We start from the raw sequence: 13192 nt of genomic DNA on the forward strand, positions 1-13192 counted from the left end.
TGCCTTCTGCCGCAACGCTATCAGCGCGGATCGAGGATCGAGATTTGCCCACTTACCGTTACGCTTTTTTTGCATAAGCGCACAAGCGCGTGGACGTTCCGTGCGGGGTGGTGCAGGGCTATTTTTTCCATGCAAAAAAGCGTTTGGTCTACCTGGGTTTTGCGCAGCAATTTGAACTGTTATTGGCTGCCCGGCAGCGCTAGGGTCGAGTGTTCGAACCGCAATAAAGGACTATTGCCATGCCCACCCAAGACAAGACAAATCCACAGATTCAGGCCTCGGTCCTGAGCACCTTGTACGCCGCGACCGGTGACCTCGATACCGCTGAAAGCCTGGAAAAAAACCTGCCGGCGCATCTGCTCACGGCTTCTGCGGCCACGCTGAACAAGCTGGACGAAATCAATCGTGAACTGCACACCCTGCAAGTCAAAGTCGACAAGGATCTGACCCGGCTCAATCCCTTGCACAGCTTCTGCATCAGCGAACTCAACGCGGCGCTGAGCGAGAAATGGCCAGCGGTCTATGACGTGAGCGAGGATCTGCTCAGCCTGCCCGGCGTCGATTGTGGCTGCGATGTGAAGGCGACGGTTCAGGCCGATGTCGGCTTGGTCAGACACGCGACGCAAAGCCTGTTGCAGGCAGCCATGCAAAACTTCACCGCAGACGAGGAGCAGGCCGACGGTTTCCCCGCCGGCAGCCTGGTGCGCGTCAAGAGCGTGCCCGCTGGCGTGAAGGATCTGACGCCGGCAGCGTTCGCAGCGTTGTGCCGCAAGCTGGATCTGGGCAAGAAATACCAGGAGCATCTGCAGCAAGTGTTCGGTCTGCGTGAGGACTGCGGCAAAGTCGTGGCGACCAGTGCCATGACCCGCAATATCGCCGCATTGAAGCAATCGCTGCTGGAGCTGGACGCTCATCTTGCGGAGCTCAAGGGCGATATCACCGCAGCTGGTTTGCGCATGCTGCAGGATCTGATGCTGGCCGAAGGCGTCGCTTCGGCGCAGCACCTGCGCTACGGCAAAGACCCGATGATCATGCAGGGCATCAGAATTCTCGACAGCTGCGTTTGGGGCGTGGTGGTATTTTCCAAACGCTCCGTGGAACAACATCCTGAGGACGGATGCATGGTGTATATGCCCGGCGAGCCCGAGCGCGCCGTGTATGAGTACCCGAGTTTCAATGCGTTCAAGCGCTACCTCGCGCAACAACTCAAGAGCACGGAATATCAGGGGTATTTCGCCGGCAGCCTCGATGAAGATGACAAGGCTGACTTCTTCAAGGCGTTGGCTGAGAAACCCGATCTGGGCGTCGTCGAACAATGGCCGATCAATGTGGCGCTTTTTGATTTCATGGTGCAAAGCCATGTCGGCAAGTTGCAGATCGACGCGCGCAAACTGGCGGTGCCAACCGCTGATATCGATGAAGAGATCCGACAGAAACGCCTGTTGGATTTCGTTCAGCGCGGGGTGACCGTGGCGTCGGTGGCGGGGCTGTTCGTGCCGGTCCTGGGGCAATTGATGATGGGCGTCGCGGTCGGGCAATTGCTCAGTGAAGTGTATGACGGCGTCGCGGACTGGCGCCGCGGTGATCATCAGGAAGCACTGTCACATCTGCTCAGTGTGGTAGAGAACATCGCATTGATGGGCGTTTTCGCCGGCGGTCAGAAGGTGCTGGGAACTGTGGGCAAAAAACTGCTGCGCACGCATCCGGAGTTCTTCGCGCAGTTCACCGCGATACTCGATCGGGCCGGCAAGCCACGCCTGTGGAAGTCCGATTTGAGCCCGTACGAGCATGCTTTGCCGGCCGGATTCACCATCGGTGCCGGTTCAAAGGAGTTCTACCAGATCGGCAACAAGACCATCGCCCGCTTTGAGCACCGCCTGTTGGCTGGCAACTTTGATATCGACACTCAGCACTGGCGCCTGGAACACCCCGCACGCGCGCAAGCCTATGCTCCGGAACTGATCCGCCACGTCGAGGGCGGCTGGCGGTTCCCCGCTGAACAGCCCGAAGAATGGGGCAGCAGCGCCTATACGCTCAAGCGCATCGATCCGCAGTTGAGCGAATTTGCCGACAGCGACCTGGACATCCTTCGCCGGCTGAGCAACACCTCGCAGCAGACCTTGCTGGAGACCTTCAACGACAATCTGAGCCTGCCGGTACGCCTGCGCGATACCGTCGAGCGCGTGCGCATCGAGCGCCAGCTGCGTGAGTTGACCACGGAACTGGAAAACGGCGAGATCCACTCCGAGCAACCTCTTGAAGAACAGATGCACGCCTTGACGCAACTGCCGGGCTGGCCGACTGACCGATACCTTGAGGTCATCGGTCATGAAGGAGACGTCGAAACCACTTATCCTGCAAACAGCACGCTCGACGAAACCCTGGGAGTGCCGGTCACCCAAGGCCAGTTGGCACTCGGGCGCTTGCTGCAAACCGTCATCGATGGCCTCTACGAGCATGAAGTCGAGGCCTTGCTCGGCGGCAAAGTCGCGAAAAGCACGCAAGCCACCGGGCTGGCAAGAAAACTGGGTGCTGCGCTCAAATCCGATTACCGCGCGGCGTTCGAGCGGATGTACAAGCGCTATGACCACAGTGACGCGCAGGATCTGGGTAAATTACGCCAGGTCTTCGCCGACATTCCGGCGCGCCATGGTCAAAGGCTGATCGACCGCGCTTCGACTGTCGAGCGCCTGCACTTGCGCTCGACCGGGAGCGCGCCCTTGCGGTTGGGACAGCGGGCTCGGGCCGGCATTGCCGAGGTCCGGCTTGACCGGGCTTTGAGCGGGTTGCACTGGTCGTGGCTGGCCAATGCCGACACCGACAGGCTGGCCATGAAATTACTGCCGCGCCTGAGCGGCTGGAACGCGCAGCTGCGTCTGCAAGTACGCGACAAGGCCTTGACCGGACCGATACTCGAAGACATCGGCGATGGGTCGGCGACCTCGGAAAATACCGGCTATCTGGTGAAGTCCACGCAGGGCTATGAGGCGTTTGGCGGCGACAAAAAATCCTTGGGCAAGGTGGCATCCGGCCCCGACGCTTTGTACATGGCCATCCTCAAGGCATTGCCGCCACGTCAGCGGACCGCACTCGGGTTTGCCGATGCCGGACAGCTCAGTACGCAACAGTTACGCAAAAAGCTGCTCAACGTTGCCCTCGACGAACGCGAGGTCACTGCGCGGGCATTGCGCGGCGGCAGTACGGAATCACTTCCCGTCGAGCCGGCCTGTGTGCAAGGCGATCAGGTCCCCGCGACAGCTCATTCACGCACACTGCTGCGCAAAGCGCGCAGGCTTTATCCGCGTCTGAGCGAGCCGCAGCTCAGTCAATTGCTCGATGCACTGGGCGATGATCCGTTGAGCCGTGCGACCCGGATCAAAGCCCTGCGTCAGGATCTGCAAACCCTGCGTGACGCTCTGTTTGTCTGGAGTGAAGATGCCGCCGCCCTGCAAGCCATTGGGGGCGATCTGGCTGAAGCGCGGCACAGTCGGAAAATGGCCGCCGAGCTGATCGAAGAAGCGTTTCGACGCTTTCATTGGGCCACCAACGAAGAGGGAAAAAACCTCTGTACCCTTGACCTTGACGGCATGCGCATCGGTAAAGTGCCGACGTTACCGTCGTCGGTGAGCTTCGACCATGTCGAGCAATTGTCGATGCGGAACATGGCGCTGGGGGATGATGTGGCGTACTTCCTCAAGTCCTTCAAACAGCTCGACTCGCTGGAACTGGGCAGCAACGCGATCACCCGGCTACCTGAAATGTTGTCGCACATGCCGCGTCTGCAACGGCTGAGCCTGGCAAACAATCAGCTCAAGCTCACCGAGCAGACCCTGGCGAAGCTGAACAGGCTGAGCACTTTACGCTACCTGAATCTGGACAAGAATCCGTTGGGTGCCACCCCTGATTTCAGCCGAATGTCGCAACTGCGTCGCTTGTCGCTGAACGATACCGGCATCACCGAACTGCCAGAAGGCCTCGACCATTCTGCGCACATTGAACTGATGGATCTGACCGCCAACAGCATCACGGAGCTGCCCGAGTGGTTATTCGAGAAATCACGACGTTTCACCGGCGCACTCAAGCTTGGGCTGAACCCCTTTTCGGAAACGGCCAAAACGCATCTGGAGAACTATCGCGATAATTTCGGCGTTGGGATGGACTATGTCGCCGATGACATCGCACGGCTGAACGAGCAAACGGCGCGCTCGCTCTGGTTGACGAAGGTCAGTGGCGAAGAGTGGGCAGAGCAGTCGCGCATCTGGGCGGCATTGCGCAGCGAGCGGACGGCCGATGGCTTGTTCACTTTGCTGGCGCAACTGGGCGATACCGCAGACGGCAAACAGGGCAGCGCTGACATGCAGCGACGCGTCTGGGCGGTACTGAAGGCGGCGGAAGCTGACGAGCCGCTGGGCCGTCAACTGCTCGACATCGCGGCCGATCCGCTGCACTGCACCGATAACGCGGCGCTGGTTTTCAGTCGCCTTGAAGTCGCAGTGGAAGTCGAGCGGGTGAGCAGGGCTGCAAGCGGGAGCAGGGGTACTGCCAAGGCGTTGTTGGAACTGGGCCGCAGCCTGTTCAGGCTGGACAGGCTGGAAGAAATCGCCCGGGAGCATTCGCTCCGGGCGCCAAAGGTCGATGCGCTGGAAATGAACCTCGCTTACCGCATCGGTCTCACCGATGCGCTGGGACTGCGCGGTCAACCGAAAGATATGCTGTTCAGTGCCCAGAGTGGCGTGACGGCCGCTGATCTTGAGGTCGCAAAAAATCGCGTCTTCACCGCTGAACTCTCCCCGCAATGGCTGGAATACATGCAGGGGCGAACGTTCTGGCGTGACTATCTGCGACGCATATTTGTCCGCAAGTTTGCGCTGATCGATGACCTGTACGACCCGCAAATGAGCGCACTGTTCGACAAGAAGGACACGCTGCCCTCTGGCGATTATTTGAGTCAGAACCAGGCACTCAAGCTTGAAAAGGACCAGGCTGAAGACGTGCTGTTCAAGAGCCTGACGGAAGACGCGATACGGCTGATGGATCTGGGCATCTGCGAAATGCCCGATACGTGAAATTCACTTGCCGCGAATCAACTGCCGTAAGGCGAAACGATTGGGATGGCAGGCTTCGGCCACACTGCGTGGCAATGGCAGCGGCTCGTTGTCCAGCCACGCGGCAAGCAGCTCGCCGGACAGCGGCGCGGTGATCAGCCCGCGAGAACCGTGGCCGCTGTTGACGTACAGACCATCGAGCCACGGGCAGGCGAGGTCCGGCACTTGCCGGGCGTCTTTGCTCAACGCTGCGTAGGTCTGATTGAAGGTTTGCAGATCAGCGAGCGGGCCGACAATCGGCAGGTAATCGGGGCTGGTGCAGCGGAAAGCTGCCCGGCCCTCAAGGTTCGCAAGTGGCTGCTCGCTGATGTTGAGGCGTGTCAGCAGGTCGCTGGAAATTTCTTCGAGCATCGCCAGATTGCCTTGGTGCTCGGCAGTCGTGGGCGTCAGATCGTCATTGTTGAAGTCGAAACTGGCGCCCAAGGTGTGCTCGCCCAGACGCGCCGGGGCGACGTAGCCCTCGGCGCACACCACGGTGGCCAGCGCATGACTCTCTGCGTTTTCAGGCAGGCGCGTGATCTGCCCGCGAATGCGCTTGAGCGGCAATTCGGCGCTCTGGGCAAAACGTTTGATTTCGGCGGCTCCGGCCAGGATCACCACCGGCGCACTGGCGAGCAAACGTTCGCCGTCGAAGGCTTGCCACAGGTCTGCGACTTTGCGCAGTTCCAAAGCTTCGTGATGGCTGAGCAACTCAATGTTGGTGTGGGTCGCCTGGGCCTGACACAGCGCCGGCGGATGCACCCAGCCGCCTTCGGGGTAGAACAAGCCGCCGTGGGCCACGCCGACACCGGCGCGAGCCTGGGCTTCAGGTTGCTCCAGCCACTGCAAGAGATCTTCAGGAAACGCCGCCGCCAGTTGCGCGAGGCGCTCGGCTTCCTTGGCGTTGAACGCCAGTTGCAGCACGCCGCAGTCATCCCAGTCGCTGCCGCGTTGCAGGCTTTCCAGCAGGCGCCGGGTGTAACCGAAGCCGCTGACGATCAACTGCGACAACGCCGTGCCATGGGCGGACAGCTTGAGATAGAGCACGCCTTGCGGGTTGCCCGAGGCTTCTTGCGCGACGGCCGCGTGACGCTCCAGCAGACTCACCTGCCAGCCGCGCGCCGCCAGGCTCGACGCTGTCGCGCAGCCAGCCAGGCCGGCGCCGATCACGATCGCCCGGCGTTCACCGCATAACGGAGCAGGGCGGGCGAACCAGGGTTTCGCCGGTAGCGGCGCCGCCACCTCGGCGGGCCAGCCGAGAAACTCGCCACGCAGGATTTCCCATTTGTGGCCGATGCCCGGCGTGCGCTTCATCTTGAACCCGGCAGCATTGAGCAGACGGCGGACCCAACCGGTGCTGGTGAAAGTGCTGATGGTCGAGCCCGGCGCAGCCAGCCGCGCCAGTTCGACGAACAGTTCAGCAGTCCACATGTCCGGATTTTTCGCCGGGGCGAAACCGTCGAGAAACCACGCGTCGATCTGTGCATCGAGTTGCGGCAGTTGCTCCAGCGCATCGCCGATCAGCAAGGTCAGCGTCACGCGGCCGTTGGCCAGAGTGATGCGTTGAAAGCCTTGATGAATCGCCACGTAATGCCTGAGCAACTGATCCGCCAACGGCATGAGTTCTGGCCACAGTGCCAAGGCTCGGCGCAGATCCGCAGGCGCCAGCGGGTACTTCTCGACGCTGACAAAATGCAAGCGCGCGCCGGCCACCGCGTGCTGTTCGAACAACTGCCAGGCGCAGAGAAAATTCAACCCGGTGCCGAAACCGGTTTCGCCAATCACCAGACGTCCATCCGCCGGCAGCGCAGCGAAACGCTCGGCCAGACGGTTCTGTTCGAGAAACACGTAACGGGTTTCCTCCAGCCCCGACTGATCGGAAAAATACACGTCATCGAACACCCGCGAACGTGGGCGTCCCTGGTCGTCCCAGTCGAGTTGGGCGTGGGGCATTTCGGCTTTCATGGCAGGCTCGGCAAACACAAGGCGGCCATTCTAGCCGATCGCGCGCGAGCTGCCTGATCCAGCACAAGACGGGATTTGGGCGTGTCAGGGAAAATTTCAAAAGATCGCAGCCTTCGGCAGCTCCTACAGGGAAACGCATTGCAAATGTAGGAGCTGCCGAAGGCTGCGATCTGTTCAGGTGCTGTAATCATCCGCTAGTCTTGCTGAACCCTGGAAGGAGCCGTCCCATGTTTGAATCCGCTGAAATCGGTCACGCCATCGACAAAGACACTTACGAGGCGGCCGTCCCTGCGCTGCGTGAAGCCTTGCTGGAAGCGCAGTTCGAGTTGCAGCAGCAGAAGCGCTTTCCGGTGATCATCCTGATCAACGGCATCGAAGGGGCGGGCAAGGGCGAGACGGTCAAACTGCTCAATGAATGGATGGACCCGCGCCTGATCGAAGTGCGCACCTTCGACCAGCAGACCGATGAAGAACTCGCGCGGCCACCGGCTTGGCGCTACTGGCGGATGCTGCCGGCCAAGGGGCGGATGGGTGTTTTCTTCGGCAACTGGTACAGCCAGATGCTCCAGGGTCGGGTGCACGGACTGTTCAAGGATCCGCGTCTGGACCAGGCCATCGCCGGCGCAGAGCGTCTGGAAAAGATGCTCTGCGATGAAGGCGCGTTGATCTTCAAGTTCTGGTTTCACCTGTCCAAGAAGCAGATGAAAGCGCGGCTCAAATCACTGGCCGACGATCCGCTGCACAGTTGGCGCATCAGTCCGCTGGACTGGCAGCAATCGCAGACCTACGACAAGTTCGTCAAATACGGCGAGCGGGTGCTGCGCCGCACCAGCCGCGATTACGCGCCGTGGCATGTCATCGAAGGCGTCGATGCCAATTACCGCAGCCTGGCGGTGGGCAAGATTCTCCTCGAAGGTCTGCAAAACGCGCTCAAGCGTGCCGACGTCAATCCTCACGAAGTCAGTGCCGCGCCGCTGGGTACGCCGGTCGATCAGTTGAACCTGCTCGACAGCCTCGACCTGACGCAGCGTCTGGACAAGAAAGACTATGAAGAACAACTGATCACCGAGCAGGCGCGCCTGTCCGGGCTGATGCGCGACAAACGAATGCGTCGCCATGCGCTGATCGCGGTGTTCGAGGGTAACGACGCGGCGGGCAAGGGCGGGGCGATTCGCCGCGTGGCAGCGGCGCTCGATCCGCGTCAGTACAGCATCGTCCCGATTGCCGCACCGACCGAAGAAGAGCGCGCACAACCGTATCTGTGGCGGTTCTGGCGACACCTCCCGGCGCGGGGCAAATTCACCGTGTTCGACCGCTCCTGGTACGGACGGGTGCTGGTCGAGCGGATCGAGGGCTTCTGCACCCCGGCCGACTGGCTGCGCGCCTACGGCGAAATCAATGACTTCGAAGAGCAACTGGCCGATGCCGGCGTCATCGTGGTCAAGTTCTGGCTGGCGATCGACAAGGACACGCAGATGGAGCGCTTTCAGGAGCGCGAGGAGATTTCCTTCAAGCGTTTCAAGATCACCGAGGACGACTGGCGCAATCGGGAAAAGTGGGACGACTATCGCCGGGCGGTCGGCGACATGGTCGATCGCACCAGCACCGAGATCGCGCCATGGACGCTGATCGAAGCCAACGATAAACGCTGGGCACGGGTGAAAGTATTGCGCACGATCAACCGCGCGCTGGAAGACGCGTTCGAGAAATCCGACAAGAAGGCCAAAAAGCACAAGGACTGAAGCGATGGCCGCGCATACGCCGGGTGAATGATCCTCGCGGTCGGCAAGAAGGTGGACTTATGCTCAAGTCCACTTTCAACCGACAACAACAATGAGGTATGCCATGCGTGAAGTGGTGATCGTCGACAGCGTGCGGACCGGCCTGGCCAAATCCTTTCGCGGCAAGTTCAACCAGACCCGCCCCGATGACATGGCGGCCCACTGCGTCAATGCGCTGCTGACCCGCAACGATATCGACCCGGCCAGCGTCGAGGACTGCATCGTCGGCGCCGGCTCCAACGAGGGCGCGCAGGGCTACAACATCGGCCGCAACGTCGCGGTACTGTCGCGCCTGGGCACCGGCACTGCCGGCATGACCCTCAACCGTTTCTGCTCGTCGGGTTTGCAGGCGATCGCGATTGCCGCCAACCAGATCGCCTCCGGTTGCAGCGACATCATCGTCGCCGGCGGCGTCGAGTCGATCAGCCTGACCCTGAAGAGCGTCAACACCGATCACCTGATCAACCCGCTGCTCAAGCAACAGACTCCCGGCATCTACTACACCATGGGCCAGACCGCCGAAGTGGTGGCACGACGTTATGGTGTCAGTCGTGAGGCGCAGGATCGCTATGCGCTGCAAAGCCAGATCCGTACCGCTCAGGCCCAGGCTGCCGGTCTGTTCGACGATGAAATCGTGCCGATGGCGGTGAAATATCGGGTCGAGGACAAGAACAGCGGTGAAGTGCAGATTGTCGACGGCGTCGTCGAGCGCGACGACTGCAACCGCCCGGACACCACCTACGAAAGCCTTGCCGGACTGAAACCGGTGTTCGCCGACGACGGTTCGGTGACGGCGGGCAATTCCTCGCAGCTGTCCGACGGTGCCTCGATGACACTGGTGATGAGTCTGGACAAAGCGCTGGAGCTGGGGCTCAAGCCGAAGGCGTTTTTCCGTGGCTTTACCGTCGCCGGTTGCGAGCCGGACGAAATGGGCATCGGCCCGGTGTTCTCGGTGCCGAAACTGCTCAAGGCGAAGGGCTTGAAGGTAGCGGATATCGACCTGTGGGAATTGAACGAGGCGTTTGCTTCGCAGTGCCTGTACAGCCGCGACCGGCTGGAGATCGACAACGACAAATACAACGTCAATGGCGGCTCGATTTCCATCGGCCACCCGTTCGGCATGACCGGCTCGCGCCAGGTAGGGCATCTGATCCGGGAATTGCAGCGGCGCAATCTGCGCTACGGCATCGTCACCATGTGCGTGGGTGGCGGGATGGGGGCGAGTGGGTTGTTTGAGGCGGTGCGCTAAAGGATTGGTTGCCCGTTCAGGCCCCTTCGCGAGCAGGCTCGCTCCCACAGGTGATCGCATTCCCCTGTGGGAGCGAGCCTGCTCGCGAAGGCAGCGCCACGGTTCAGCGGCTGGAATCCCGCCGCTGCATCCGCGCTATATAAGCCTGAATCTCCCGCTCGATCACCTGACCGTCAAACGGCCCCTCAAGGGTATTTTCCCGGGTGCTGAAATACAGCTCGCCATTGACCCGGCACACGCGGTCGCTGCGAAAACGGGTGGCGGGGGCGCTGTCCTCGGCGCGCATGGCGTACATGTCGGTCTCCCTGATCAATGCGTTGAAAAGTCTGCAATCAGCTTATGCCTGAAGCACTTGGCGCGCCTGCCCGGCCGATCAACGGCGGCGCGCCGGTTTACTGCTGCGACCTGCACAGTTTCATTCGCGGCCTGGCGGCAACTGTCCCTGTGTTGTGCGCAGCCGGACGCCTAGAATGAGTGTCCTTGTCAGCAGGCTTCTGAGGTTCGCATGCACATTTCATCGGGGCGCTGGGTGTACGGACTGTTCCTGGCGCTGCTGACCGCGTTTCTGTGGGGCATCCTGCCGATCAAGCTCAAACAGGTGTTGCTGGTGATGGACCCGGTCACGGTGACCTGGTTTCGTCTGATGGTTTCCGGCGGCTGCCTTTTCATTTATCTGGCTTCGGTCAAGCGCCTGCCAAGTCGCAAGGTGCTCGGGCCGAAGGGCGGCTGGCTGGTGCTGATGGCGGTACTGGGGCTGGTCGGCAATTACGTGCTGTACCTGATGGGCCTCAACCTGCTCAGCCCCGGCACCGCGCAATTGGTGGTGCAAATGGGTCCGATCATGCTGCTGATCGCCAGTCTGTTCGTGTTCAAGGAGCGCTTCAGCATTGGCCAGGGCATCGGCTTGCTGGTGTTGCTGATCGGCTTCGGCCTGTTCTTCAATCAGCGCCTGGCCGAGCTGCTGACTTCGCTGTCCGATTACACCGCCGGCGTGTTGTTGGTGCTACTGGCGTCGACGGTGTGGACCTTTTATGCGCTGGGCCAGAAGCAATTGCTCACGGTGTGGAATTCGTTGCAGGTGATGATGGTGATCTACCTGTTCTGCGCGCTGTTGCTGACGCCGTGGGTACATCCGCTGGAAGCGCTCAACCTGAGCCCGTGGCAGGGCTGGCTGTTGCTGGCGTGCTGCATGAACACCTTGATCGCTTACGGCGCATTCGCCGAAGCGCTGGCGCACTGGGAAGCCTCGCGAGTCAGTGCGACGCTGGCGATCACGCCGCTGGTGACATTTGTTGCGGTGGCGATTGCGGCGCGGATCTGGCCGGACTACGTGCATGCCGAGCAGATCAATGCGCTGGGCTATGGCGGGGCGGTGCTGGTGGTGCTGGGTTCGGCGCTGGTGGCGTTGGGGCCATCGTTGATTGCCGGGCTCAGGGCGCGGCGGGCCAGGGTTGTGCCTGGCTGACGATCGGCGGCGCCTGAATTCGCGAGCAGGCTCGCTCCCACTTTGCAATGCAATTTTCCTGTGGGAGCGAGCCTGCTCGCGAAGACGGACTTTCAGGCGCTACATGACTCAGCCCTTGGCGCCAGCCTCGATCATGTTCTCCGGGCGCACCCAGGCATCGAACTCTTCATCAGTGAGATAACCCAGCTGCAACGCAGCCTCACGCAAAGTCAGCCCTTCGCTGTAAGCCTTCTTGGCGATCTCCGCCGACTTGTCATAACCGATGTGCGGGTTCAGCGCAGTCACCAGCATCAGCCCACGTTCCAGATGCTTGGCCATGACCTGCGCATCCGGCTCGAGCCCGGCGATGCAGTGCTGCTGGAAGTTGCTGCAGCCATCACCAAGCAAACGGATCGATTGCAGCAGGTTGTGGATGATCACCGGTTTGAACACGTTCAGCTGCAAGTGCCCCTGACTGGCGGCAAAACCGATCGCCACGTCATTGCCGAGCACCTGGCAGGCGAGCATCGACAGCGCTTCGCACTGGGTCGGGTTGACCTTGCCGGGCATGATCGAACTGCCCGGTTCGTTGGCCGGCAGCTTCACTTCAGCAAAACCTGCGCGAGGACCTGAGCCCAGCAGACGCAAGTCGTTGGCGATTTTCATCAAGGCCACGGCGAGGGTTTTCAGTGCGCCGGACAGGGTCACCAGCGGCTCATGGCCGGCCAGTGCAGCGAACTTGTTCGGCGCGGTGACGAACGGCAGACCGGACAGTGCTGCGAGTTCAGCGGCAATCGCCTCACCGAAGCCGTGCGGCGAATTCAGCCCGGTGCCGACCGCAGTGCCGCCCTGCGCCAGTTCGCAGACCGCCGGCAGCGCGGCGCGGATGGCGCGCTCGGCATAATCCAGTTGCGCGATGAAGCCGGACAATTCCTGACCGAAGGTGATCGGCGTCGCGTCCATCATGTGCGTGCGCCCGGTCTTCACCAGTTTCATGTGCCGTGCCGCCAGTTCAGCGAGGCCGCCGGACAGCTCGGCAATCGCCGGCAGCAGTTGTTCCTGCACCGCTTTGGCGGTGGCGATGCTCATGGCGGTGGGGAAGCAGTCGTTGGAACTTTGCGAGCGATTGACGTGATCGTTCGGGTGCACCGGCGACTTGCCGCCGCGCGGGTTGCCGGCCAGTTCGTTGGCGCGACCGGCGATCACTTCGTTGACGTTCATGTTGCTCTGGGTACCGCTGCCGGTCTGCCAGACCACCAGCGGGAACTGCTCGTCATGCTCGCCGGCGAGCACTTCATCGGCGGCCTGTTCGATCAGGCGAGCGATGTCGGCGGGCAGGTCGCCGTTGCGGTCGTTGACCCGTGCGGCGGCTTTCTTGATCAGCGCCAGGGCGTGCAGCACCGGTAGCGGCATGCGTTCCTGACCGATTGCGAAGTTGATCAGCGAGCGTTGCGTCTGAGCACCCCAGTAAGCGTCGTCCGGGACCTCGATCTGGCCCAGGCTGTCGGTTTCGATACGGCTCATCGTGCACACTCCTGTTGGTCTGTTGGCGCAATTTAGGCCGGCATCGGCCCGGGTGGTTCCATCGGCTCGATTGTTGACCGCAAAACCCCGCCAATCAAGCGCGGCAAGGGCCGGGGGTTGAGCCATAGCGATTGTTAGGCGCAGA

The 13192-nt window shown here is 61.4% G+C and carries 7 protein-coding genes; 4 read left to right on the top strand and 3 right to left on the bottom strand.

Annotated elements, in window-relative coordinates; all coding sequences use genetic code 11:
* The first annotated feature begins 239 nt into the window (after positions 1 to 239).
* Complete coding sequence (locus ACV8MC_RS14580) at positions 240 to 5066, top strand: NEL-type E3 ubiquitin ligase domain-containing protein (protein WP_457262390.1); 4827 nt, start codon at positions 240 to 242, stop codon at positions 5064 to 5066.
* A gap of 3 nt (positions 5067 to 5069) precedes the next feature.
* On the opposite strand, the gene mnmC is transcribed toward ACV8MC_RS14580, so the two are convergent.
* Positions 5070 to 7049 (bottom strand): bifunctional tRNA (5-methylaminomethyl-2-thiouridine)(34)-methyltransferase MnmD/FAD-dependent 5-carboxymethylaminomethyl-2-thiouridine(34) oxidoreductase MnmC, encoded by a 1980-nt coding sequence (gene mnmC / locus ACV8MC_RS14585; RefSeq protein WP_457262392.1) that lies wholly within the window; start codon positions 7047 to 7049, stop codon positions 5070 to 5072.
* 227 nt (positions 7050 to 7276) lie between these two features.
* On the opposite strand from mnmC, the gene pap reads away from it, so the two are divergent.
* Together pap and ACV8MC_RS14595 are read left to right on the top strand one after the other, a co-directional pair.
* Positions 7277 to 8791: a polyphosphate:AMP phosphotransferase gene (pap, locus tag ACV8MC_RS14590; RefSeq protein ID WP_457262394.1), complete on the top strand. Its 1515-nt coding sequence runs from the start codon at positions 7277 to 7279 to the stop codon at positions 8789 to 8791.
* 103 nt (positions 8792 to 8894) lie between these two features.
* Entirely contained in the window at positions 8895 to 10079 is a 1185-nt protein-coding gene (locus ACV8MC_RS14595; RefSeq protein WP_457262396.1) for a thiolase family protein, read from the top strand.
* Positions 10080 to 10182: 103 nt separating this feature from the next.
* On the opposite strand, the gene ACV8MC_RS14600 is transcribed toward ACV8MC_RS14595, so the two are convergent.
* A complete protein-coding gene (locus ACV8MC_RS14600; protein ID WP_130902159.1) occupies positions 10183 to 10374 on the bottom strand; it encodes a DUF6316 family protein in 192 nt (63 codons plus the stop codon).
* Between the two features lie 210 nt (positions 10375 to 10584).
* Here ACV8MC_RS14600 and ACV8MC_RS14605 point away from each other — a divergent pair, with 210 nt between their 5' ends.
* A complete protein-coding gene (locus ACV8MC_RS14605; RefSeq protein WP_252878678.1) occupies positions 10585 to 11544 on the top strand; it encodes a DMT family transporter in 960 nt (319 codons plus the stop codon).
* Positions 11545 to 11652: 108 nt separating this feature from the next.
* Here ACV8MC_RS14605 and ACV8MC_RS14610 read toward each other — a convergent pair whose 3' ends face one another.
* A complete protein-coding gene (locus tag ACV8MC_RS14610; RefSeq protein WP_256809736.1) occupies positions 11653 to 13047 on the bottom strand; it encodes a class II fumarate hydratase in 1395 nt (464 codons plus the stop codon).
* Positions 13048 to 13192: the final 145 nt, after the last annotated feature.

Source organism: Pseudomonas sp. PK-RTE-24 (genome assembly GCF_054052265.1).